The organism is Flavobacterium sp. JAS (assembly GCF_020991455.1).
Classification (GTDB): Bacteria; Bacteroidota; Bacteroidia; order Flavobacteriales; family Flavobacteriaceae; genus Flavobacterium.
Map to the genome: position 1 here is coordinate 39,563 of NZ_JAJMOX010000004.1, position 24,302 is coordinate 63,864.

19 protein-coding genes are annotated in these 24,302 nt (G+C 35.6%); 5 read left to right on the top strand and 14 right to left on the bottom strand.

All coding sequences use genetic code 11. The annotated features are described in order from the left end of the window. Positions 1–190: 190 nt before the first annotated feature. The 7 genes from LPB88_RS06175 to LPB88_RS06205 form a co-directional block, all read right to left on the bottom strand. Positions 191–847, bottom strand: coding sequence for a 3-oxoacid CoA-transferase subunit B (locus LPB88_RS06175; RefSeq protein ID WP_230713628.1), 657 nt, complete (start codon positions 845–847; stop codon positions 191–193). Positions 848–958: 111 nt separating this feature from the next. Continuing rightward, positions 959–1,858, bottom strand: a complete 900-nt coding sequence (gene bla, locus LPB88_RS06180) for a class A beta-lactamase, subclass A2 (protein ID WP_230713631.1) — start codon at positions 1,856–1,858, stop codon at positions 959–961. A gap of 190 nt (positions 1,859–2,048) precedes the next feature. Further along, positions 2,049–2,750 (bottom strand): CoA transferase subunit A, encoded by a 702-nt coding sequence (locus LPB88_RS06185; RefSeq protein WP_230713633.1) that lies wholly within the window; start codon positions 2,748–2,750, stop codon positions 2,049–2,051. A gap of 295 nt (positions 2,751–3,045) precedes the next feature. Beyond that, the gene (locus LPB88_RS06190) at positions 3,046–5,352 is read right to left on the bottom strand and encodes a penicillin-binding protein 1A (RefSeq protein WP_230713636.1); all 2,307 of its coding nucleotides are present in this window, start codon (positions 5,350–5,352) and stop codon (positions 3,046–3,048) included. A 9-nt stretch (positions 5,353–5,361) separates the two neighbouring features. After that, positions 5,362–5,841 carry a gliding motility lipoprotein GldH gene (locus tag LPB88_RS06195; RefSeq protein WP_230713638.1) on the bottom strand — a complete coding sequence of 160 codons (480 nt, stop codon included), beginning with the start codon at positions 5,839–5,841 and terminating at the stop codon, positions 5,362–5,364. Continuing rightward, positions 5,825–7,159 (bottom strand): regulatory iron-sulfur-containing complex subunit RicT, encoded by a 1,335-nt coding sequence (locus tag LPB88_RS06200; RefSeq protein ID WP_230713641.1) that lies wholly within the window; start codon positions 7,157–7,159, stop codon positions 5,825–5,827. The genes LPB88_RS06195 and LPB88_RS06200 overlap by 17 nt, the downstream gene beginning before the upstream one ends. Positions 7,160–7,332: 173 nt before the next feature. Then, complete coding sequence (locus LPB88_RS06205) at positions 7,333–8,691, bottom strand: rhodanese-related sulfurtransferase (RefSeq protein WP_230713644.1); 1,359 nt, start codon at positions 8,689–8,691, stop codon at positions 7,333–7,335. A gap of 304 nt (positions 8,692–8,995) precedes the next feature. On the opposite strand from LPB88_RS06205, the gene LPB88_RS06210 reads away from it, so the two are divergent. Genes LPB88_RS06210 through LPB88_RS06220 form a run of 3 tightly spaced genes read left to right on the top strand, consistent with a single transcriptional unit; the run spans position 8,996 to position 14,655 of the window. Next, entirely contained in the window at positions 8,996–10,144 is a 1,149-nt protein-coding gene (locus LPB88_RS06210; protein WP_230713647.1) for an efflux RND transporter periplasmic adaptor subunit, read from the top strand. 3 nt (positions 10,145–10,147) lie between these two features. Beyond that, positions 10,148–13,294 carry an efflux RND transporter permease subunit gene (locus LPB88_RS06215; RefSeq protein WP_230713650.1) on the top strand — a complete coding sequence of 1,049 codons (3,147 nt, stop codon included), beginning with the start codon at positions 10,148–10,150 and terminating at the stop codon, positions 13,292–13,294. After that, on the top strand, positions 13,291–14,655 hold the full coding sequence (locus LPB88_RS06220) for a TolC family protein (protein ID WP_230713652.1): 1,365 nt from the start codon (positions 13,291–13,293) through the stop codon (positions 14,653–14,655). The genes LPB88_RS06215 and LPB88_RS06220 overlap by 4 nt, the downstream gene beginning before the upstream one ends. 139 nt (positions 14,656–14,794) lie before the next feature. Here the strand turns inward: LPB88_RS06220 and LPB88_RS06225 are convergent, their stop codons facing one another. The 7 genes from LPB88_RS06225 to LPB88_RS06255 form a co-directional block, all read right to left on the bottom strand. After that, entirely contained in the window at positions 14,795–15,205 is a 411-nt protein-coding gene (locus LPB88_RS06225) for a BrxA/BrxB family bacilliredoxin (RefSeq protein ID WP_056207398.1), read from the bottom strand. 169 nt (positions 15,206–15,374) lie between these two features. Next, positions 15,375–15,803 (bottom strand): helix-turn-helix transcriptional regulator, encoded by a 429-nt coding sequence (locus LPB88_RS06230; protein WP_230713654.1) that lies wholly within the window; start codon positions 15,801–15,803, stop codon positions 15,375–15,377. Between the two features lie 344 nt (positions 15,804–16,147). Further along, positions 16,148–17,308: a lycopene cyclase family protein gene (locus LPB88_RS06235; RefSeq protein WP_230713655.1), complete on the bottom strand. Its 1,161-nt coding sequence runs from the start codon at positions 17,306–17,308 to the stop codon at positions 16,148–16,150. 18 nt (positions 17,309–17,326) lie between these two features. Further along, the gene (locus tag LPB88_RS06240; protein ID WP_230713657.1) at positions 17,327–17,791 is read right to left on the bottom strand and encodes a thioredoxin family protein; all 465 of its coding nucleotides are present in this window, start codon (positions 17,789–17,791) and stop codon (positions 17,327–17,329) included. Positions 17,792–17,948: 157 nt separating this feature from the next. Next, positions 17,949–20,246: a TonB-dependent receptor gene (locus LPB88_RS06245; RefSeq protein ID WP_230713660.1), complete on the bottom strand. Its 2,298-nt coding sequence runs from the start codon at positions 20,244–20,246 to the stop codon at positions 17,949–17,951. Positions 20,247–20,560: 314 nt separating this feature from the next. Then, positions 20,561–21,472 carry an NAD(P)/FAD-dependent oxidoreductase gene (locus LPB88_RS06250; protein ID WP_230713664.1) on the bottom strand — a complete coding sequence of 304 codons (912 nt, stop codon included), beginning with the start codon at positions 21,470–21,472 and terminating at the stop codon, positions 20,561–20,563. A 12-nt stretch (positions 21,473–21,484) separates the two neighbouring features. Next, entirely contained in the window at positions 21,485–21,838 is a 354-nt protein-coding gene (locus LPB88_RS06255) for a MerC family mercury resistance protein (protein ID WP_230713665.1), read from the bottom strand. A gap of 95 nt (positions 21,839–21,933) precedes the next feature. Here LPB88_RS06255 and LPB88_RS06260 point away from each other — a divergent pair, with 95 nt between their 5' ends. Next, positions 21,934–22,326 carry a Fur family transcriptional regulator gene (locus LPB88_RS06260; RefSeq protein WP_089354054.1) on the top strand — a complete coding sequence of 131 codons (393 nt, stop codon included), beginning with the start codon at positions 21,934–21,936 and terminating at the stop codon, positions 22,324–22,326. Positions 22,327–22,400: 74 nt separating this feature from the next. After that, positions 22,401–24,269: an Nramp family divalent metal transporter gene (locus LPB88_RS06265; protein ID WP_230713667.1), complete on the top strand. Its 1,869-nt coding sequence runs from the start codon at positions 22,401–22,403 to the stop codon at positions 24,267–24,269. The last annotated feature ends 33 nt before the right edge of the window (positions 24,270–24,302 follow it).

Sequence of the window (24,302 nt, forward strand, 5' to 3'; positions counted from 1 at the left end):
AGATTTCACAAAAAGAAAGGCTAAAAAACAATTATTCTATTGATTTATAATGTATTAAAGCGTAAAAAACTGCTGAGATGCCAATTTTACTGGAAAAAAGCGCTTTCTAAATTCTTAAATTATTCTCACAAAAAAAGGCCAGCCTTTTAAAAGCCAGCCTTCATACATTTCAAAACTAAAAAGTAAGAATTTATTTGATATCCATTTCCGGAATATCTCCTTCAATTATTAATTCAGCTTCTGTAGAAGCAATAATATGTTCGACAGAAATACCTGGCGCGCGTTCTAAGAGTTTAAAACCCTTTTCGGTCACTTCCAGAACTGCAAGCTCTGTTACAACCTTTTTTACGCACCCTACGCCCGTTAATGGCAAAGTACATTTTTTTAGTATTTTAGATTCACCTGCTTTATTCACATGCATCATAGCAACGATGATATTTTCGGCAGAAGCCACTAAATCCATTGCCCCTCCCATTCCTTTTACCATTTTTCCCGGAATCTTCCAGTTGGCAATATCACCGTTTTCCGAAACTTCCATTGCGCCTAAAATCGTTAAATCAACTTTTTGACTGCGGATCATTCCGAAACTAAAAGCCGAATCAAAGAAACTCGCTCCAGGCAATGTCGTAATGGTTTGTTTTCCTGCGTTGATAATATCAGCGTCTTCTTCTCCGGCAAAAGGAAATGGTCCCATACCAAGAACGCCATTTTCGCTTTGAAATTCCACAGCAATATCTTCTCTGACATAATTTGCCACAAGAGTTGGAATCCCGATTCCAAGATTCACAAAATATCGATCTTTTACTTCTTTTGCAATTCGTTTTGCAATATCTTCTTTTGTTAACATAAATTCAATGTGTCAATTTATTAATGTGTCAATTAGTCAATTTGATAATTAGATAATTGAAATAGATTGCGCATAGTAATGCATTATCTCATTATCAAATTGACTAATTATCTAATTTGTTTTATCTTTTTTGATGAAATAATCCCAAGTTGCTCTCGCTATGTCGGCAATTATTTTCTCTGTGTCTTCTTGAGTTTCTGTGATGTTTTTTAAATACACCGATAAAATGAAATGCTTTCCGTTTGGGAGTTTTACAATTCCAATATCATTCATTGCAATTCTTAAATTAGCATCGTTTGTACCCGAAATCCCCGTTCTGTGCGCCAATTCTGTGTTTTCCGGAAGTCCTGCTTTCATCCATGTTAATCCTCTTGAAGTCTCAACCATTATTTGATACAAGTACTTTGTTGTTGATTCTTTTAGAATTTGCCCATTATAGAACTTTTCCAATAACTCCGTTGTTGCCAGTGGAGTTGTTGTATTAACAAAAAGGTTCTTCCAATTTTTCATTTGGTCCTCATTAACTTTGATAACGAAGTCTTTAATTCCTTGTTTATTGATAAATTTCTGTACTTCTTTTGTACCTCCAACTAAATCAATAAGAATGTCACATCCGTTGTTATCACTATGCGAAACGGTATATCTTAACAATTTGTCTAATGTCAGATTCATATTCCCTTGTGGATAATCTTCTCTAATCGGACTCCAGGTATCTTCATGCAGATCTTTCTTTTTAATGAAAATTTCCTGTGTCAGCGAAAGTTTGCCTTCATCGACCTTATTTAAAACCGTCAAAGCAATATGAAATTTAAAAACACTCATCATTGGAGCTTTCAGATTTCCGTTAATGCTTAAAGTGTCTTTATCTTCAATACCTTTTATAGAAATTCCAACTGTCGCATTCTTGGTCGAAATAATCTGATTCAACTGTTGTCGCAATTCGTTTGTCGATTGCCCAAAAGTCGAAATGGATAATAAAGAAAACAGGATTATATTAAAAAGCTTAGTCATAAGTTTAATGTATCAATTTTTGAATGTGTCAATTAGTCAATTTGATAATTATATAATGTTTTACTTTATGTAATTCACACTAAATATCTAATTATCAAACTATTTTATTTATAAAAAATAACATAACGCAACATTGTTGCTGTTTTGTTTAATTATCTAATTGACAAATTATCTCAATTATCTAATTAAACTAAGCTCTCTGTCTTACGGTACGCTGTTCAATTCTCTTTTCAAATTTTTCTCCTTGAAAGATACGCTGTACCATGATTCCCGGAATATGAATTTGATTTGGATCTAATGTCCCAACCGGAACTAGTTCTTCGACTTCGGCAATCGTTATCTTTCCTGCACCAGCCATACAGGCATTAAAATTTCTCGCAGTTCCTTTAAAAATAAGATTTCCGGCCTCATCACCCTTCCATGCTTTTACAATGGCAAATTCGGCTTTAAATGCTTCTTCCATAATATGCATTTTTCCGTTGAATTCGCGAACCTCTTTTCCTTCGGCAACTTCAGTTCCATAACCTGCTGGCGTAAAGAAAGCTGGTATTCCGGCTTGTGCTGCACGGCAACGTTCTGCTAAAGTTCCCTGAGGTGTTAATTCAACTTCCAATTCTCCTGAAAGCATCTGACGCTCAAACTCGGCATTTTCACCTACATAAGACGAAATCATTTTCTTGACTTGTTTCTTTTGCAATAGCAATCCTAAACCAAAATCATCTACTCCTGCATTATTCGAAATACAAGTTAAATCTGAAATTGAAGTATTTACTAATGCTGCAATAGTATTCTCCGGAATTCCGCATAAACCGAAACCTCCAAACATGATGGTCATTCCGCTTTTGATTCCTTCAATTGCATCCTGAACGTTGTTTACTTTTTTTGTAATCATAACAAACTGTCTTTATTACTGTATATTTTTGATAAAAATAAGATTTTTAGATTGAATTATAACGATTTCGTAAAATAAAATCAACCATTAGTAACCGATATTAACCGCAGAGCTCACAAAGGCAGAACCGCAAAGTTCGCAAAGCTTTATAAAATATACTTTGGAAAACTTTGCGTAAATCTTAATGCTCTTTGCGGTAAAATCTTTTTATGTTTATTCCAAAAAAAATCCTTTTGTTTTCTTCCGAATTTCAGAAGATCGCAAAAGGATAATTTTATTTAAAGCTAAACTTGAACTATAGTTCGAATTCGTCTGTATTTTGTTCTGTTTGTGTTGTATCTTTTACAACTGCTGGTCTGCTGTAACAATCTACTTTTATAGAAAGGTTTGCAGGTCTTTCAAATTCTGCTTTAGAAACCTGAAGTCCAGGGTCTGCGTAACAAAGTTTCATGAAATAACCCCAAATTGGCAATGCAGCTGTAGCACCTTGTCCGTAAGTTAAACTTTTGAAACGTGCCGAACGGTCTTCACAACCAACCCAAACACCGGTTACTAAATTGGGAACCATTCCCATAAACCAACCGTCTGACTGATTTTGTGTTGTTCCCGTTTTTCCTGCAATTGGATTTCTAAATACGTATGGATATCCTGTCCAACGGTTATCTCCACTTCCTCCTCCTTCTGTACGTAAACGTGCACCAGAACCGGTTTCAGTAACTCCTTCTAATAATTTGATTACTGCAAAAGCAATATCTTTATTCAAAACATCATGAGATTCTGGGATTGGTTCATAAATAACCTCTCCACTTTTGTTTTCAATTCGGCTTAAAAACTGCGGTTTTACATAAACACCTTGATTAGCAAATGTGCTGTAAGCTGCAACCATGTCTTCAACTGTAATATCAACGGCTCCTAAAGCGATAGAAGGCTGCGCAGGAATTTCGGTTTTAACACCTAATTTATGCGTTAACTCTACAACGGCTTCCGGACCAACACGGTCAATTAATTTTGCCGAAACTGTATTGATCGAATTCGCCAAACCTTGTTTTAAAGTTACCATTCCGCGGTATCTGTTGTCAGAGTTTCTTGGTTCCCAATCTGCAGTAACATTGTGACGCCCTTTGTGGATCATAAATGGTCCGTCAAGAATAGAATCACAAGGAGACATATTTAATTGTTCTATTGCAGTTGCATAAACGAATGGTTTAAATGTAGATCCTACTTGTCTTGCTCCTTGTCCAACGTGATCGTATTGGAAATATTTATAATTAATTCCTCCAACCCACGCTTTAATATTTCCGGTTTGAGGTTCCATTGCCATTAAACCTGATTGCAAGAAGTGTTTGAAATAACGGATAGAATCCATTGGAGTCATTGTCGTATCACGCTCGCCTTTCCAGGTAAATATGCGCATTTTAGTTTTCACTTTGAATGAAGCAATGATATCATCTTCGCTTTTATCCAGGTCTTTCATGATTGCCCAACGTGTTGAGTTTTTCATGGCTTGCATCATAAGTTTATCAGTTTCTGCCTGAGTGATATTTACGAATGGTGCATTTTTATTGTTTTTCTGTTCGATGAAAAATTGTTGTTGTAAATTTTTCATGTGCTCAGAAACCGCTTCTTCAGCATGCAATTGCATTCTTGAATCGATTGTGGTATAAATTTTCAATCCATCTTTGTAGATATCATAATCTGAACCGTCTGGTTTTTTGTTTTCAGAAACCCATTTTTTCATGTAATCACGAAGATATTCTCTGAAATATGTTGCCGTTCCTTCGCGGTGACTTTCCAATTTGAATTTTAAGGCAACTGGCATTGCTTTGTACTTTTCTCTTTGAGATTCTGTAATCATCTTGGCTTTTACCATTTGACTCAACACCACATCACGACGGTTTTTAACACCTTCAGGATTGCGCAACGGATTATAAAGAGAGGAGTTATTAAACATTCCAACCAATATTGCCGATTCGTCTATAGTTAAATCTTTAGGTTCTTTGGAAAAATAAGTTTGAGCTGCCGAACTTACCCCAACAGCATAATTTCCGAAATCATAAACGTTGCAATACATTGCTAAAATCTCATTTTTGGTATATTGTCTTTCCAGACGAATGGCAATAATCCATTCTTTTATCTTTTGAACTATTCTAAAGGGTAAAAAGCTAGATCCTCCACGATGAAATAACTGTTTTGCCAATTGCTGTGTTAAAGTACTCGCACCTCCATTGGTTCCCAAAGAAAAAGCAGCACGTAAAGTCCCACGTCCGTCGATTCCTGAATGTTCATAAAAGCGGGCATCCTCTGTAGCAACCAAAGCATCTACCAGATTTTTTGGTAAATCCGAATACTTCAATTGAGACCTGTTTGTTTTGAAATACTTACCAATAACTACTCCGTCTGACGAAATAATTTCGGTAGCCAAATTGGAATCCGGATTCTCTAAATCTTCAAAAGAAGGCATTGAACCAAATAATCCCCAAGAGGCAAATAAAAAGAAAGCCAGTATGCCTAATAAAGTGTAGGCAAAAACTCTCCAGAACTTCTTTTTATAGTAATTAATATCTTTAACGCTATTTGATTGATTGTTTTTTTTAGCAGCCATAACTATTTTCTAATCTTTTTGTTCTATTCTAAAACCAACGTCTGTAATACCATCAAGAGCCTGAACTCCAGGGATTTTTCCTGATTCTCTAACAGCTTGTTTGATGTGTACTTTGTATTTCCCTCTAAACTTTACATCTTCTTTATAAAACAGTTTACTCTCTTTGATATCTGTAAAACCGTTTCCTAATAAGGTCCCGTCCGGATTTGCCATTTGGTATTCTAAAGTATCTACTTTTGTGAAACCACTTGGCGTTTCTATAGCAACAATTAAAAACAAATTATTGAACGGATAATTGTTATTGTCTCTCAAATTTACAAATAAATTGTACCTTTTTGTAGAATCCAAAACTGGTAGATCGAAGCTTACAACGCTGTCTTTGTGCCATGCACTTCCAACAGATTTGTACTGATCGAAGACTCTTTTTTTGTCACAAGAAAAAAGAAGAATCGCTACCAAAAGAAGAATTCCGCTATTTTTTATTCTCATTTTTAGTAATAATTATAGGTTTTCTAGGTTCAGCCGGTTTGTTATCATTCGAATTATTAGCTTTATTCGATTGATTTGGCTTATTATTATTCGGCTTATTTCCTTTGTTCGGATTTCCTCCTGCAGGTTTATTTGGATTTTGATTTCCCTGTGGTTTAGCCGGAGTTGCCACAACCGCTGCTTCTCCATTTGGTTTGCGTTTGCGATTTGGTTTTTTCTTTCTTTTTGGCTGATCAAAACGAGTTAAGCTCTCCTGACCCATTGCATTATTAAAGTCCTTTTCAGGCTCTGAAGTAATTTCAATTGCAAAATCTTCTAATGAAGAAACTTTGTTTTTCAACTTATTTTCGGCAATAATTTCTTTTACCTGGTCAATTTTCAAAACATGCCAGTTTGCGAAGTTATTCGTGTAAGCAAACCACATTAATCCTTTAAAAATATCTTGTTTTTGACATACTGCATCTCCTTTTTCGGTCACTAATTTAGTGTCATAATCCGGAAAATCTTTCAGCGCATCCATGTAAGTGTCTAGCTCATAATTCAAGCAACACTTTAATTTACCACATTGTCCGGCAAGTTTTTGAGGATTTAGCGAAAGCTGTTGGTAACGCGCAGCCGATGTATTGACACTTCTAAAATCTGTCAACCAGGTCGAACAGCAAAGTTCACGTCCGCAAGAACCAATTCCGCCTAAACGAGCAGCTTCCTGACGAAAACCAACTTGTTTCATCTCTACTCTTGTGCTAAATTCTTTTGCGAAATCTTTAATTAAAAGTCTAAAATCGACTCTGTCATTTGCGGTGTAGTAAAAAGTCGCTTTTGATCCGTCTCCCTGAAATTCAATATCAGAAATTTTCATTTCCAATTTATGCTGAATTGCTAATTCACGCGCACGAACTTTCATTGGTTCTTCACGATCACGTGCTACAGACCAGATATCGATATCTTTTTGAGATGCTTTTCGGTAAATTTTAGGAACTTCGTTACTTTCGTGATTAACACCTTTTTTCTTCATTTGAATTTTTACCAATTCTCCTGTCAAAGTAACAATTCCAATATCATGTCCTGGTGATGCAACAGTTGCTACAATATCACCAATACTTAAAGTTAATTTCTCTGAATTTCTAAAAAATTCCTTACGTCCGTTTTTAAAACGAACCTCAACACAATCAAAAATTGCCTCTCCATTGGACGGACTCATGTTCGCGAGCCAGTCAAAAACCGTCAATTTATTGCAGCTATCGGTGCCGCAAGTCCCATTATTTTTACAACCTTTTGGTGCGCCACCATCTGAGGTTGAACAACTTGTACATGCCATAATTATATATGTAGTGTTGCAAAAAAGCAACTTAAGTTCATAAACGTTTGATCGGTAAAGATAGTACTTTTTTTAGTTTGCTTTTTAACGATTAAAACTAAAGGGTTGTTAAATAAAAAAAGCCCATTTTGTTTAACACAAAATAGGCTTTTTATAATATATTTTTAGATGAATTATCCTAAAATTTTATATAATTTATCTGACAACCTAATTCTAAATGGAACCTCAAAAGTAACTTTATCTCCAATTTTAGCTGTAGTGGTTTCAGCTCCGTCGACAACCATCTTATCTAAAACCAATTCCTGATTACCTGTAGTTGGTCCCGAAATTAAGATTTTATCACCAATGGTTAACTCTTGGTTTTCAATAGTAAATTGCCCAACTTGTGCTTTCACATAATAATGTTCTGCTTTTCCAAGAAGTACTTTTTTTACTTTTATTTTCTGGCGAATATCTGCAGGTTTTTCGGAAGTAGCTAAAGCAGTATTTGGTAATTCTCCTGAATGTTTGAATCTTAAATTTTCAGATTTTCCTTTTCTGAAAACTTTATTTCCAACTTGTTTTCCGGTTCTCAAACGAACTTGGTCAACTAAAGGCATGTGAACAATTTCAAGACATTCTGTAGAACAGCAGTTTTCCATTGCAGCTTTACATTCATCACATTGAATAAACAACAAATGGCAACCATCATTTTCACAATTGGTATGATTGTCACATGGTTTTCCGCATTGGTGACATTGCGAGATAATATCATCCGTGATTCTTTCGCCAAGACGATTATCAAACACAAAGTTTTTTCCGATGAATTTACTTTCTAAACCTTCAGCTTCAATTTGTTTGGCGTAATTGATAATTCCGCCTTCTAATTGATAAACATTTTTAAAACCTTGGTGTTTAAAATATGCACTTGCTTTCTCACAACGAATTCCTCCGGTGCAATACATAACAAGGTTTTTATCTTCTTTGTGATTTTGAAGCTGATCATTGATGATCGGTAAACTTTCTCTAAAAGTTTCAACATCCGGAGTAATTGCACCTTTAAAATGTCCGACTTCACTTTCGTAATGATTTCTAAAATCAACTACAATAGTATTTGGATTGTCAAGAATTTCGTTGAATTCCTTGGCTTTCAAGTGAACGCCTATGTTGGTAACATCAAAAGTTTCGTCGTTAAGACCGTCGGCAACGATTTTATCACGAACTTTAATGGTTAATTTTAAAAATGAATGATCATCATGTTCTACAGCTTCATTCAATCGTATGCCTTTCATGAAATCATAAACTTCAAGAGTTGCTCTAAAAACCTCCAGATTTTCTTCAGGAATACTCATTTGAGCATTTATTCCTTCGGTGGCAACATAAATTCGGCCTAAAGCATCGAGCTTATTCCAGGCTAAAAATAAATCATCGCGAAATTTTTTGGGATCTTGAATTTTGGCATACGCATAGAAAGACAACGTTAGTCGTTGTTTACCGGCATCATCTATCATGATGGCTCTTTCTTCTGCGCTTAAAGTGTTGTACAGTTGCATGCTATAAACTAATTTAAGTTGAGAAATAAATATGTAGTGAATTCTATTTTCCTAGTGAATTCGGGCGCAAAGGTAAGCCTTTATATTCAATTTCAAAGCAGACAAAAGTTAAACTCTGTTAATTATGTAAGAAAATGAATCTAATATTACTTTATCTCTCACAAATTCACGAGAATGGTTAAAACTGAACCTACATCGCTTAAAACAACAATAAAACCTTACAAAGTCAAAAAACAATACCTGTTTAACAGACTGTTACAAAAATTCAGTATATTTATGTTAACTAATTTTAACATTTATGCTTATGAATGCTTTAAAACTACCAAAATTCCTCCTTCCCCTTATCTTAATTTTGACAATTTTTATTTCCTGCAAAAAAGAACAAAAGCAAGCACCTCCACCCATACAGGCACCTTTTGTTGTGGTTAAAACTGAAGATGTCCCTATCTATAAAGACTTTGCGGGACAGACTTTTGGAGATTTAGACATTGAGTTAATCGCCCGAGTAGACGGAATATTGACCGGAGTGTATTTTAAAGAAGGTCAAAAAGTCAAAAAAGGACAACTACTTTATACCATTGATCCATTGGAATATGAAACGAAAGTCGAGCAGGCGCGCGGACAAGTTGCTGTAGCTCAAAGTAGTTTAGTAAATGCTAATGAAGAATTAAAAAGAATTCGTCCGCTTGCCGATATGAATGCTGTAAGTAAAAGAGAATTAGATGCCGCTGTTGCGAAAGACAAAGCTGCAAGGTCTAATTATGCCAGTATGCAGGCAAGTTTAAAAAATCAAGAAATAGAAAGAGGTTATTGCAATATAAAATCGCCAATAGATGGCGTCATCGGACTTTCGAATGCAAGATTAGGAGATTATATCACCAAAATAGGCAATGCTTCAAAATTAAACATGGTTTCGAAACTGGAAAAAGTACGCGTACAATTTACAGTGAGTGAATCTGATTTTCTAAAATACCAGAAAAGCACTAAACAAGGTGAAAAAATCACAGATCTTCAATTAATATTATCCGACGGAAGTATTCATCCTCAAAAAGGGACTCTTAATTTTTCTGATACTAAGATAGACCCCACAACCGGAACCGTAACAATTGAAGCTCAATTTCCAAATCCTGACGGAACTTTACGCTCAGGACAATTTGGAAAAGTTCGCGTTCTTATCCGTACAGCAAAAAATGCAATCGTAATTCCCCAAAAAGCTGTTACTGAAATTCAGGGACTTTTTCAGGTTTCTATAATTGATGATAAAAACACGATTCAAAACCGAATGGTCGAAGTGGGTCAGAAAACAGGTGTTGACTGGATTATTACAAAAGGATTAAAACCTAATGAAAAAGTAGCCATAATTGGTAATCAGTTTATTCAGCCCGGATCAACTGTCGCCCCAGTTCCTTATGTAGCCGATAAAAAACAGATTGCATCATCTCAAAACGACTAAATTATGGATAATTTTTTTGTAAGAAGACCGATAGTCGCCATCGTGCTATCTGTATTTATCGTTATTATTGGAGGACTTTCTATACTCGGAACTCCTATTGCGCAATATCCCGAAATTGCTCCACCTCTCGTACAAGTTTCAACCAGTTATAGAGGTGCAAACGCTTTAAATGTGGAACAAGCTGTTGCTACACCAATCGAACAAAAGGTAAACGGGGTTGAAAACATGCTCTACATGCAATCGACCAATACCGGTGACGGAAGTATGACACTTAATATTACATTTGATATGGGAACTGATTTGGATATTGCCACAATGCTTACCCAAAACAGAGTAAACGAAGCAACCAATAAACTCCCAAACGATGTTAAAACTACGGGGGTTACGACCAAAAAGTCACTTTCGATGCCTTTGCTGATTATATCTTTGTACTCTCCCGACAAAACATTCGATAATAACTTCCTGACCAATTATGCCAACATCAATATTGTCGATGCATTGGCCCGTATTAAAGGAGTTGGAGAAGTTACGCTCTATGGAGGAAGTAATTATGCAATGCGAATTTGGGTCAAGCCCGATATCATGTCCAAATACAATCTTACGGTTCCCGATATTATTCAGGCGATTAAAGAACAAAATGCGATTTCGCCCGGAGGAAAATTCGGAGCACCACCCGCAACAGACAACAACGAGTTTACGTATAATGTAACCCTAAAAGATCGCCTCGTAAATCCAGAAGATTTTGAAAATATCATTCTAAAATCAAACATCAACAACCAACAAGTTCGCTTGAAAGATGTTGGAACCGTAACTTTAGGAACCGAAAGTTATGCTTCAGTTGCAAGACTAAACGGAAGTCCGGCAGGAACCATCGGGATTAAACAAATGCCGGGTTCTAATGCTTTGGAAGTTGCTGATAATGTCAAAAAAACCATCGCACAATTAAGCAAACGTTTTCCTCAGGATTTAAAATATAGTGTTTCATTAGATACAACTTTAGCTATTTCTGAAGGAATTAACGAAATCATGCACACACTATTCGAAGCCATTATACTGGTAATTATAGTAGTTTTTATCTTTTTGCAAAACTGGCGCGCAACGCTGATTCCATTAGTAACCGTTCCTGTTTCTTTAATTGGAGTTTTCATGCTTTTCCCATTATTAGGCTTTTCGGTAAACGTACTTTCGCTTTTAGGATTAGTACTCGCCATTGGTATTGTTGTCGATGATGCAATTGTCGTCGTTGAGGCCGTAATGCATCATATCGAGCAAGGCATGTCACCAAAAGAAGCCACAAACCAAGCGATGAAAGAAGTTTCAGGTCCCGTAATTGCCATTGCGATTGTACTTACAGCCGTATTTATTCCGGTTGCCTTAACACCCGGAATTACGGGACGACTCTATCAGCAATTTGCCATTACGATCGCCATCTCGGTAATATTCTCCGCTTTAAGCGCCTTAACTTTAAGTCCCGCTTTATGTTCGTTGTTATTGAAACCGAATCAGGAAGCAAAAGGCTGGCTCGGGAAATTCTTTGCCGCTTTTAATCGAAAATTTTCAATTTTTACAGATAAATACACCGGTTTCTCAGGTTATTTAATCAAGAAAATGGCACGAAGTTTTATTTTTATCGGAATTCTGATTGGAGCTATTATTCTCTTAGGAGGAAAAATTCCGGGTGGATTCGTTCCCGAAGAAGATCAGGGTTACATGTTTGTGAATATTGAATTGCCTGGTGCTTCGTCATTGGAAAGAACCAACAAAGTCATCCAGAAAATCGAGCATATTTTAGCTAAAAATGATGGAGTTGAATATTATACTTCTGTTGCCGGATTTAGTTTGATTAAAAACTCGGTGGCAACCAATAATGGATTTTTCTTTGTTGCTTTGAAAGAATGGAAAGAACGCAAACAAGATGTTTATCAGATTCTAAAGGAAGTAAACGGGAAAGTAGTTTTTGGAATTCCCGAAGCTACCGTCTTTGCTTTTGGCCCTCCGCCAATTACCGGAATTGGTAACGCCGCCGGATTCTCGATGATGCTTCAGGACAAAGAAGGAAATACGCCTCAGTATCTTTTCGAAAACGCACAACGCTTTATGGCCGAAGCCAAAAAGCAACCCGAAATAGGAACCATCCGAACAACCTTTAATCCTAATGTGCCACAAATTAGTTTAGATATCGATCGGGAAAAAGTCACAGAACTTGGCCTTTCCTTATCAGATGTAAATCTCGCTATTGGTGCCAGTTTGGGAGGTCAATACATTAATGAGTTTAACAAATTTGGACGTCAATACATTGTATTACTTCAGGCAGATCCGAGTTTTACGGTAAATCCCGAAGACATTAATAAGATTTTTGTTCGAAGTAAAAGCAACAAAATGATTCCGATTTCGAGTATTGCTACTATTCGAAAAGAAAGCGGACCCGAATTTACAACCCGATTTAATCTGTATCGGGCTGCAGAAATTGGAGGAACACCCGCTCCTGGATTTACTTCGGCGCAAGCCATGAATGCTTTACAGGAAACTGCCGAAAAAACTTTGCCAGCAGCAATGAGTTACGAATGGGCAAATATGAGTTATCAGGAAAAGCAAGCCGAAGGAAAAGGAAACACAGTGTTCTTAATGGCTTTACTTTTTGTATTTTTAATTCTTGCCGCACAATATGAAAGTTGGAAACTTCCTTTTAGTGTACTACTAGGAACGCCTTTTGCCGTTTTTGGAGCCTTCTTAGGATTATACATTTGTCGATTCTTTAGTCCGGATTATGTTAATAATGTCTTTGCCCAAATTGGTCTCGTAATGCTTATTGGTCTCGCCGCCAAAAACGCCATTTTGATTGTAGAATTTGCCAAAGAACAATATGAAAAAGGAATGCCGGTTAAAGAAGCTGCTTTATACGCTGCCAAACTTCGTTTTCGTCCTATCTTAATGACTGCTTTTGCTTTTATCCTCGGAGTTGTACCGCTTTTAACAGCAAGTGGAGCCGGAGCACAAGCCAGAAAAGTTATGGGATTAACCGTTTTTAGCGGTATGCTCGTCGCCACCATTTTAGGAGTATGTTTGATTCCGGTGTTATTTGTATTTATTGAAAGTTTTGGGAAAAAACCTTCAGAGGAAATTGATGAAACTAAAAAGGAGGAACCATGAAAAATCTAAAATTAGTCTTAGCAGTACTTTTGATAGCCATTTTTCCTTTTGGATGTATGGTTGGACCAAAATACGTGCAACCCGAACAACCTAAACAGGAAAGTTTTCTGCATGGAGATCATACTACTGACACAACAAATACGGTACGAACCATAAAATGGTCAACGATATTTAATGATCCTGTTTTAATTGGATTAATAGAAAAAGGGCTTCAAAACAACTTCGATTTAAAGATCGCTATTGCGCGATTAGAGCAGGCACGTGCTAATCTGGGAATTGCTAAAGCCGATTTATATCCTGCATTTCAATATTCTGGACAAATAAATAGTGCCGAAACGTTTGCACAGCCAAATTCTGCATTTGCAAATATGTCATGGGAATTAGACTTTTGGGGGAAATACCGCCATCAGAATAAAGCACTTCAAAACGAACTTTTGGCAACAGATGAAGCCCGAAAAGTGGTGCTTTCAAACATTGTCAGTAATATTGCCACTTCGTATTTTGAATTGCGAGATTTTGACAATCAGTTAGAAATAACCATTCATACATTAGAAACCAGACAAAAGGCATACGACATTATAAACGAACGTTTTAAAAGTGGTTATGTTGCCGAATTAGATAAAGTTCAAATCGAACAGCAAGTAGCAATTGCCGAGGCTAATATTCCGGCTATTAAAAGGCAAATTACCGCACTCGAAAATTCGATTTCTATTTTAATCGGACAAGTTCCCCAACCTATAGAAAGAGGAAAAACCAATAGCGAATTATTGATTCTAACGACTTTTCCAACTTCAGTTCCGTCAGCTTTGCTTGAAAATCGACCTGATGTAAAAGCCACTGAGCTTTTGTACCGATCAGCAAACGAAAGAATTGGTGTTGCTCAAGCCATGCGTTATCCGTCTTTTAATATCGCAGCGCTTGCCGGTTTTACAAGTATTATGGTAGCAGATTTATTTAACGATGCTTCTTATTTGCAAAACGTTGGTGCCGGAGTAACGGGTCCAATTTTCAATTTCGGAAAAAACAAACGTCGTGTTGAAGTCAATCGTCAAATTGCCGAAGAGCGCAAACTAAACTTCCAAAAAACTTATTTAATAGCAATTTCTGAAGTAGAAAATTCACTTCAAAACGTTGCGATGTATAAAGAAGAATGGATCGCAAGAAACAAACAAGTTGTAGCTGCTCAAACCAATTACGATTTATCAAACGCCAGATATTACAATGGTTACGTTTCGTATCTGGAAGTTCTCGATGCACAAAGATCTTTGTTTGAAGCGCAACTTAGTCTTTCTCAATTAACTCAAAAACAATTAACCTCAATGATCCAATTGTATAAAGCACTTGGCGGAGGGTGGAATTAGTCTTTTTTGAGGTTCAAAGGTTCAGAGTGACAAAGGTTCAAAGGCTTTAATAACAAACTAAAGTAAAAACAAAAAAGCACTATTTTCATAGTGCTTTTTTAATCTTTGTACCTCTGTACCTTTGCTTCTTTGAACCTAATTAGCAGAATTCATTAAACGCATCTTGCAAGTTCTCAGCAATTAGTTCCGCTGGACGACCTTCGATGTGGTGACGCTCTAACATGTGAACCAATTCTCCGTTTTTGAACAAAGCCATAGATGGCGATGATGGAGGAAAAGGAAACATGTGTTGTCTTGCAGCATCAACAGCTTCTTTGTCAACACCTGCAAAAACAGTGATTAAGTGATCTGGTTTTTTAGCTCCTTCTAAACTCATTTTTGCTCCCGGACGTGCATTTCTTGCAGCACAGCCACAAACAGAGTTTACAACAACTAAAGTGGTACCTTCGGCTTTGATAGCATTCTCTACAGCTTCGGCACTATGTAAATCTTGAAAACCTGCAGCAGTAAGTTCTGCTTGCATTGGTTTTACCATTTCTTCTGGATACATATTTTTATTTTTTAAATTTTACTTTCGAACTGCAAAGTTACAAAGTTTACTCGCAACTACTTAATTTGAAGTATAAAGTTTTATTATAGTACCATAAAAGCTTTTAAATAGAACATAATAGTCTAAAATTATGTCCTTTTACTATTTTAATAAATAGAATTCTCAATAACTAAAGAGCTTGTTTTATTCTTCTATCCGGAAATTGATAATTGTATTGTTTCAAATGGTTTTTTCTTCCTATCAATTTGTGTTTAGTTTCTGAAACGGTTGACTTACTTTGTTCTGGAATTTCGATTGTCGAAAGGTAACTGGTCAAATATTTTTTAAGTATTTGAATATTATCAACTTCAATAGAATAGATCGTTTTCTTTCCGATGTTTTCAATATTTACCAAATTTGCTTTTTTTAACTCCAGTAAATGCTTTGATATTGTTGATTGTGCCAACGGAATTAACTCAACGATTTCACCACAAGTTCTATTATTTCTTTTCCATAAAAGGGTCATAATCTCAATTCGCGTTGGATGCCCGAGTGCTTTACAAATTTTTCCTATTGCTTTTGTTTCTAAATCAAAATTTAAGTGTTTGGTAACTCCCATAAATCTGCTCATTAATTCATTATCGTAAATCGACGATTACACTAGATTTACATTGTTTTCAATCGGCAAATCTAGATGTTAAATGACTTTTCAATCACCTCTAGAAGTTCTTAAAACAAAAACATAAGACATTTTTATACAGACAAATTTAGATTTTAAAGGTATCCACTATTTTTTACGATAATAGAATTTTCCCTTATCAAAGCGCATATAAAAGCTTCAAGAGTTTGAGAAAATTGCACGCAGATTGTACCGATTTAAGCGGATTAACACAGATTTTATTTAAGTTTCAATAAATAAAACAGATCCGAACAAATCTGTAAAATCTGCGTGAAAAAAACTTTTTATCTCAATATTACTCGAAACAAAGCTTTGATAAATGGAATTTTAGGGCATTTTAAAATCACTCTAAAATCCTCAATTAAAGTAGTTTCTTCATCCAGAAACTTAAAGATTAAAGCTGGATTTCCTTTTCTGAATAGAGAAGAGAAAATAGCACTTCCCAATTCGTTATGTCTATACAAAATATCCAAAAGCAGTAAATCATAAAACCAAAATCTGCTTTTCTGATAAAAAGAATACATTTTAAAAGTATCTTTCTGAAGAAATTCTACTAATTCAGATGTTTTTTTATCGGAATTTCTAAATGTAAACCCTGTACTTGCTTTTGTCCATCCGCCTGCGGTTCCAATATTCAAGACTCTTTTGGTGTTCTTTTTCCAAAAAAGATAAGACGTCATTGGGATACTTCCCTGCTCCTTTTCCTGAATTTCAAATTTCTGTATTCCTAGTCTTTCTAAGTAAAGCTGAATCTCCTTTTCGTATTCTTCTTTTGGAAGAAGCTTTTCAGAAAACAAAGTATATTCGACCAAAGCTTCGGTTTTAGAAGTAGGCAAAACATACATGAAACGGGTATTCCCTTTTTGCTCTACCGAAAAATCCATGAAAGTAGCTTCTTCAGGGCTGAAGACTTCCTTTTCAGTTTTCACAAACCAACCTACAAAATGTTGTTGCAAAACCGGATATTTAGTCTGGCTTAAAACAAAAGCTTTGGTATAAATACTGTTGAATAAATGATCGCAAGTATATCTGTTCTCTTCTGTTCCAACAAAAACATGCGTTTCGAGTTCATTAATATCCGTTACTTTTTCCTTTAGAAACGTAATATTTGAATGTTTAGAAAGCGCTTCAAAAACAAAATTATAAAAGTCTAAACTTCGAATTTGATTGTATTGATAAGGCTTCAACGCCAAATCACGTTTAAAATCTTTACTGGCAAATAAAGCAGAATCCCATCTTTTGGAGATAATAGAATTCCAGATTGTTTCTTCTTCAGCCCAAAAACACCATGTTCTGTCGTTAGTTTTCTTTTGATTTTCATCTAAAAGTAAAACTGACTTATCAGCAAACTTTCCAGACAAAACCATTTTGTAAATGGTCATCAAAGCTGCTAAGCCCGTTCCGGTAAAAATGTAGTTGAAATGTTTTATTTGTGAAGAAGCCATCCTCAAAAATAAGAAATTTTATTCTTCCAATTTTTCTAAAAGCACTTTAAAATCGGTTGCATTGAGATAATTATTGTATTGCAAAATGATTTCGTTTTTCTCATTCAAAACACATAAAACCGGATAAACAATTTGGTTATTCATGGTTCCTAATTGCAAAGCCAGTTCATGAACGCCAACATTGTTTCCTGAAGGCTGATATTTAAAAACCTGATTGTTAAAAGAAATGTTTTGTTTTTCCTCGGCATTGAAATCAATAAAATAGAAATTGGAATTCAAACTCTCGATAATTCCCTGATTTTTGAATGTTGTATTTTTCATTCTTTGGCAAAACTGACACCAATCAGTATGGATAAAAACGACTGTTTTTCGCTTTTGAATTTGCTGCAAACTATCAATCGTCTCAAAAGATCTGCTTTGTAGTTGACAGAATCCCGTTGAAGTTATTCCAAGAAAGAAGATAATTAATGCTAGCTTTTTCATTTCTTTTTATTTTTTAACCACTCCCGATAGCTATCTTGATTCACAGATTAAAAGGATTATTTTAAAAGATGGTTTGCCACGAATTTCACTAATTTACACAAATTAAATTCGAGATAATTCGTGGCGAAAAAATCTTTTTAATCTGCAGCATACAATTTTACCTCAAAGTATATCGCAATCCAAAAAATCCGCGGATTGTTTGGTTTTGTCCGTAAACATAAGTCGTGTCAAAAGTCAAACCATACGGATTATCCAGTGTATCTACTATTTGTCCTTTTGGAACTACTTTACCATGAATACCGACTGCGGTTCCATCTGAAGTTTGCACATTTTTATCAAAAGGATCATTGGTTCTCGAAATCAAAAACGGATTATTCTGCTTTGGTGTAAAGTTGAGTAAATTTTTGATTCCGCCATAAAGTTCAAAATTCTTCCAGCCCGTAAAAGTAAATTGAATATTCTGTATGCTATACCAAGGCGATTTCGGACTTCTTGGATCGTATTCGCTTAGCAAAGGCAAATTCATTGGGCTGTAAACATTTCCTGTATAATCAAGTAATAAATTCCAAGGTTCTATTTTATACGAAACGCTCCACGTAGCCGTGAAATTTTCAGTTAAAAATGGTCTTTCCGAAACTCCGTTTTCTACATTTTTGTTATCTAAAATAGTTGCTCCCAAAATCATTTTTAATCCAGTTGGAAAATTAACATCAATATTGGTACTGATTCCCTGGCTTATCGCATATCCGTTAATGTTATCGTAGATGATTTTATTTGGATCAGTTTCATAATCAGAAATGATTTTATTACTGAATCGAGTATAAAAAGCAGTAGTTTCAATTCCGATAAAAGTTCCGTTTCCAAAATTTATTTTCTGGATATAATTCAGATTTGCATTTATTGATTGTTCCGGTTTCAGATTACTTTTCAGCACAACGTCTCTAGAACCGGTAAGCGCAGCATGATCTTCGGTAAACAAGTTCACGACACGAAAACCAGTTCCCGCGTTGAATCTAAAAATAGTGTTGTCACTTTTCTTCCATCGATACGCAACTCTTGGTGTAAAAATAGAACCGTGAATAGAGTTGTAATCATATCGCATTCCTAACAAAACCAGGCTTTTTGGCGAAAGCGTAATTTCGTCCTGCACAAAAATTCCGGGTAACCACGTACTTTCTGCTTCCTTAGTAGCCGTGGTATTATCGTCATAATACGAATATCGATTAGCAATTCCCGCAAGGAAATCATTTCGACCAATCTTTTTATCCCAGGTCAATTGCAAAAACCCAATTTTCTGATTGGCAATAAACGATGTTGTTCCGTAACGGCTATCTTGATAATGCACATTTCCGGAAAACGAAAGCATCAATTTTTCTTCAAAAGGCAACTGATAACTTCCAATCAATTCCCCTCTTTTAGTATAAATACTTTCGCCGTAAATTTCGTCGCCGCCACGGTATTTTTTCTCCCAACGCACATCTCCGCCCCAACGATCTTCATACATTCCGCGTGCTGCGATCGTAAACAAGCGATTATCATTTCGCAAAAAACTCCATTTATTAAAAACAGAAATTCTCTTAGACAAAGTCACATCCGTAAAGTTGTCTTTGTCTTTATCGATAACCTGATTGTAGTCAAAGTAATTAATTCCTAAAAGCGTCGTCGATTTCTTTGTCGGATTAAATTTCATTCCCAAATCGACATTGGTTTCTAAGTAAGTTGTTGTAAACACATCTGCCGAAAACAATGGCGCATTCGTTGGGTTTTTAGTAATAATGTTGATTAAACCGCCAACTGCCTCACTTCCGTATAACGAAGAAGCCGGACCTTTTACGATTTCAATTCGCTCTACCAATGAATTCGGAATTCCGGATAAACCATAAACTGTCGAAAGACTACTTACAATTGGCATTCCATCAATTAAAACCAAAGTATAAGGCCCTTCTAAACCATTAATATGAATATCTCCCGTGTTACAAACGCCACAATTAAGCTGAGGCCGAACGCCATTGATATTTTGAAGCGCTTCGTAAATACTTGGAGTTGGATTTTTCTTGAAGAAAACCGGTGAATAAACCTCAACCGGAACAGCACTTTCTAATCGTTTTACGGGTTTTAAAGTTCCCGAAACCACTACTTCGTTAAGGAGGTTTTCATTGTCTTCCAGTTCAAAATCCAAATTTAAAGCTTGTCCTTCAACAACTGAAATTCTCCGATTTATAGATTTGAATCCAGTCGAGGTCACTTGAATTGTATAATTTCCAACTACAACATTTTCTAAATTATAGTATCCTAAACTATCTGTAACTGTTTTATATTTTGTTCCTGTTAAATGAACGTTTGCTAACTCCAATTTCTGCCCTTCGCCGGATATAAATCCGGATACAGAATTGGTTTCCTGCGCAAACGAGAATTGTAAAACAAACAAAAGCAATATCAAAAATAGTTTTTTCATTATTATAAAATTAAATTTAGGCAAAACTAAAAATTAAATTTGACAAATATAGATTATGAGCTTAAAAAAATTTAACTGTATTTAATACAATATGTTATATTTTTTTAAACTCATAGAAACGATGAACGTTTCAGGTATTGAATTAAGATTAATGCACTATACCGTTTAACCGCTGGAGGCGCTAAAATTTAATTTTACTACGCATAGAAAACACAAAATTCACAAAGCTAAATCAGCACAAAGCTTTGCAAACTTTCTGTTTTTACAAAACCTCGCTGATAAAAAAACTTTGTGCTCTTTGCGGTAAAAAATAACTAAGCAAAAGACTCCTCAATAAGTTCTTTATTAATAGATGCTCCGGCAAAAGAACCCGAAGAAACTGCCATTGCAACAGATCTTGCCTGAATAACACTATCGCCACTCGCGAAAACTCCTGGAATATTGGTTTTCTGAAAAGCATCGACTTTTATCAAACCTTGTTGGGTCAATTCACAGCCTAAAGTTTCCGGTAAATGGCAATGCTGCTCAAAAGGAGGTCTGGCATAAATCGCTTTTATGCTAATTTTCGATTGATTTTTGAAGACAATATTCTGAATATTCCCGTTTTCATGTTCAAGAGAATCAATTTCATCTTCAATAATCTCAATTTTATGTTGGTTTAAAATCTGAACCTCTTCACTTGATAAAGTCAATTTTCCGTTGGTGAGTAATCTTAAATCTTTTGTCCAATTAGAAATTAGCTTAGCAAATTCAAATCCCATTTCTCCATTGGCAATAATCGCTGTTTTCTCCTTTTTAACTTCATATCCATGACAATATGGGCAATGCAATACTGAAATTCCCCAGCATCCTGCAAAACCTTTTATATCCGGAAGCAAGTCTTTTACTCCAGTGGCAAACAATACTTTTCTTGAAGTAAAAGCTAATCCTGATTCCGTTTTAATTTCAAATCCGTTTTCGGTTTTACTAGCGCTTATTGCTAATCCGTTATAAAACTGAACTGTAGTATAAAAGTCAACTTGTAGTTTGGCTTTCGCCGAAATAACAGCGGGTTTTTCACCATCGTGCGTGATGAAATTATGAGAATGCGGTGTTTGTCTGTTACAAGACAAACCACTATCAATAACCAAAACTTGTCGTAAAGAACGACCTAAACTCATTGCGGCCGAAAGTCCGCTATAGCTTCCGCCAACGATTATAACTTCAAAATGTTTTTGCTCTGTCATAACTATACTGTTTTAATGATGCTTTTTTTTGTGTGATATATAATTTAAAAGATGCCCAATGATCATCCCAATGCCTCCAATGAAGATTAGATCGAGATGAATGTCCAGAAAAAATTCACTCAAAACACTAATCCAAATCAAAGACATTGAAACAATAAGAATACTTGCCACTAAAAGATTTGATTTATTTATAATTTTAAAAATGGCAAAAAGCCCAATCGAAGCAAAAAACAAATCGATAAAAGGATTATGACTCAACCCTAAAGGCAGAATCGTTAAAAGCGGAAAAACCAAACAATGCACCAAACAAACGGTGGCGCTCGAGATTCCTAAAATATCGTAAATAGATGTTGTAGTTTTCTTCATTTTCTGTACATTTGCTTAATGCAATTTTGTTGCAAATATACACATAAAAATCAATTGCAACATTGTTGCGTTTATTTTTTTAATCTTAGATAAAAATGAAAACAACACGTAATACCGCAGCAAAGACGGCCGTTTTAGAGATTTTTGGAAAATCTAAGACCGCATTGTCACACACCGAAATTCAAAAACAAATAGGAGATTTATGCGATCGCGTCACGATTTACAGAATCTTAGATCGCTTAGTAAATGACGATATTGTGCATAAAATTGTCAATCTTGACGGAACGGTAAAGTATGCAAAATGCCATCATAATGCACAACGGGTACACATTCATAATCATGCTCACTTTAGTTGTGAAAAATGTTTGGAGGTAACTTGTCTCGAAAATGTGAAGCCGAGTTACATCCTTCCGCACAATTATAAAGTCAACGATATAAACTTTACGTTATCAGGATTATGCCCGAAATGTTTAAATTCTAACATTTAAGTTTTAGACAAGCCTAAAAATATTGTTACGCGAATATGATTTTTGTATATATTTGCTAAAACAACATTTTTACAATGGGTAAATCCTTAGAAGAAGTTCATCAATCGGTTGCGACACAGCATAAAAAAACAGGATTCAGAAAAATATTAGCCTTTTTAGGCCCGGCATATTTAGTAAGCGTAGGTTATATGGACCCGGGAAACTGGGCGACAGACATTGCCGGAGGTAGTCAGTTTGGGTATTCATTGCTTTGGGTTTTATTAATGAGCAACTTAATGGCTTTGCTGCTTCAAAGCTTAAGCGCAAGACTCGGAATCGTAACGCAACGTGATTTGGCGCAAGCCTCACGAGAAACATACTCGAGATTTATCAACTACATTCTATACTTTTTGGCCGAAATTGCCATCGCGGCTTGTGATTTGGCCGAAGTTCTGGGAATGGCAATTGGAATCAATTTACTTTTTGATATTCCATTAATTGAAGGTGTTTTGATTACCGTTTTAGATACTTTCTTACTATTGTTTTTAATTAATAAAGGTATCCGAAAAATGGAAGCTTTTATTATAGTTTTGGTTGCTATCATTGGATTTTCTTTCATTTTCGAAATGATTTTTGCTGAACCAGAACTGGACAAAGTGATTTACGGTTTGGTTCCGTCAATTCCAAGTTCTGCCGCTTTATACATCGCAATCGGGATTATTGGTGCTACGGTAATGCCACACAACTTGTATTTGCATTCCTCTTTGGTGCAAACCCGCAAATTCGACAGAACTCCCGCGGGAATCAAACAAGCCTTGAAATACAACTTTATCGATTCGACAATTGCTTTAAACTTAGCCTTTTTTGTAAACGCTGCTATTTTAATTTTGGCTGCAGCCACATTTTACAAAAATGGAATGTTCGAAGTTGCCGAAATTCAGGATGCTCATAAATTTCTCGAACCTTTATTAGGAACTAAATGGGCACCGATATTATTTGCGGTTGCTTTGATCGCTGCCGGGCAAAGTTCGACAGTAACAGGAACTTTAGCCGGACAAATCGTGATGGAAGGTTATCTGAATTTACGTATTCAGCCTTGGGTTCGTCGTATTATCACACGTTTAATTGCCATTGTTCCGGCGGTTATTGTGATTTTAATTTATGGAGAAAGCGTTACGGGAAAACTTTTAATCCTGAGTCAGGTTATTTTGAGTTTACAATTAGGTTTCGCGATTATCCCGCTGATTCATTTTGTGAGTGATAAAACCAAAATGAAAGGGTTTCATATCTCGCGAACCACTCAAATTGTGGCCTGGATAATTGCTTCGATCATTGTTTCTCTTAATGCCAAATTGGTTTATGATGAAATCAGTTCCTGGTTAGAAAACTCAAGTAATCCAACTGTGCTTTGGCTGACAGTTGTTCCGCTTGCTTTTAGCTTCCTTGCTTTACTGTTATACATCATTGCAAAACCTTTTATAGCAAGAGCAAAATCGAATATCGAAAACCACTCACCTCATCATTTAAAATTACAATACACACCAAAGGAGAGCTACAGCAAGAAAAATATAGCGATTTCTGTAGACTTTTCTAAAGCCGATGAAGCTGCACTAAATAATGCCTTAGAACTTGGCGGAATAGACGCGCAATACACCTTAATTCACATTGTTGAAACTGTTGGTGCATTAGTCTACGGAGAGAATATTGAAGACCATGAAACTACAATCGACGAAAAATTATTATTAGAATATAAGAATATGCTTTCGCAGAAGGGCTTCAAAATCGAAACCGAACTTGGTTTTGGAAAAGCTAACAATGTGATTCCGAAGATTATCAACCGTGGTAATTTTGATATTTTAGTAATGGGAACTCATGGCCACACTGGCTTAAAAGATATTTTGTTTGGTACAACAGTAGACAAATTGAGACATAAAATTTCAATACCTTTGTTGATTGTTAAATAAAGGCTCTTTTAGAGGGGCAAAGGTTCAGAGGTG

What these genes read in the sequence shown, in the direction of transcription:
- LPB88_RS06175 (WP_230713628.1), bottom strand. Translation starts at nt 847, where the DNA reads ATGTTAACAAAAGAAGATATTGCAAAACGAATTGCAAAAGAAGTAAAA.
- bla (WP_230713631.1), bottom strand. Translation starts at nt 1,858, where the DNA reads ATGACTAAGCTTTTTAATATAATCCTGTTTTCTTTATTATCCATTTCG.
- LPB88_RS06185 (WP_230713633.1), bottom strand. Translation starts at nt 2,750, where the DNA reads ATGATTACAAAAAAAGTAAACAACGTTCAGGATGCAATTGAAGGAATC.
- LPB88_RS06190 (WP_230713636.1), bottom strand. Translation starts at nt 5,352, where the DNA reads ATGGCTGCTAAAAAAAACAATCAATCAAATAGCGTTAAAGATATTAAT.
- LPB88_RS06195 (WP_230713638.1), bottom strand. Translation starts at nt 5,841, where the DNA reads ATGAGAATAAAAAATAGCGGAATTCTTCTTTTGGTAGCGATTCTTCTT.
- LPB88_RS06200 (WP_230713641.1), bottom strand. Translation starts at nt 7,159, where the DNA reads ATGGCATGTACAAGTTGTTCAACCTCAGATGGTGGCGCACCAAAAGGT.
- LPB88_RS06205 (WP_230713644.1), bottom strand. Translation starts at nt 8,691, where the DNA reads ATGCAACTGTACAACACTTTAAGCGCAGAAGAAAGAGCCATCATGATA.
- LPB88_RS06210 (WP_230713647.1), top strand. Translation starts at nt 8,996, where the DNA reads ATGAATGCTTTAAAACTACCAAAATTCCTCCTTCCCCTTATCTTAATT.
- LPB88_RS06215 (WP_230713650.1), top strand. Translation starts at nt 10,148, where the DNA reads ATGGATAATTTTTTTGTAAGAAGACCGATAGTCGCCATCGTGCTATCT.
- LPB88_RS06220 (WP_230713652.1), top strand. Translation starts at nt 13,291, where the DNA reads ATGAAAAATCTAAAATTAGTCTTAGCAGTACTTTTGATAGCCATTTTT.
- LPB88_RS06225 (WP_056207398.1), bottom strand. Translation starts at nt 15,205, where the DNA reads ATGTATCCAGAAGAAATGGTAAAACCAATGCAAGCAGAACTTACTGCT.
- LPB88_RS06230 (WP_230713654.1), bottom strand. Translation starts at nt 15,803, where the DNA reads ATGGGAGTTACCAAACACTTAAATTTTGATTTAGAAACAAAAGCAATA.
- LPB88_RS06235 (WP_230713655.1), bottom strand. Translation starts at nt 17,308, where the DNA reads ATGGCTTCTTCACAAATAAAACATTTCAACTACATTTTTACCGGAACG.
- LPB88_RS06240 (WP_230713657.1), bottom strand. Translation starts at nt 17,791, where the DNA reads ATGAAAAAGCTAGCATTAATTATCTTCTTTCTTGGAATAACTTCAACG.
- LPB88_RS06245 (WP_230713660.1), bottom strand. Translation starts at nt 20,246, where the DNA reads ATGAAAAAACTATTTTTGATATTGCTTTTGTTTGTTTTACAATTCTCG.
- LPB88_RS06250 (WP_230713664.1), bottom strand. Translation starts at nt 21,472, where the DNA reads ATGACAGAGCAAAAACATTTTGAAGTTATAATCGTTGGCGGAAGCTAT.
- LPB88_RS06255 (WP_230713665.1), bottom strand. Translation starts at nt 21,838, where the DNA reads ATGAAGAAAACTACAACATCTATTTACGATATTTTAGGAATCTCGAGC.
- LPB88_RS06260 (WP_089354054.1), top strand. Translation starts at nt 21,934, where the DNA reads ATGAAAACAACACGTAATACCGCAGCAAAGACGGCCGTTTTAGAGATT.
- LPB88_RS06265 (WP_230713667.1), top strand. Translation starts at nt 22,401, where the DNA reads ATGGGTAAATCCTTAGAAGAAGTTCATCAATCGGTTGCGACACAGCAT.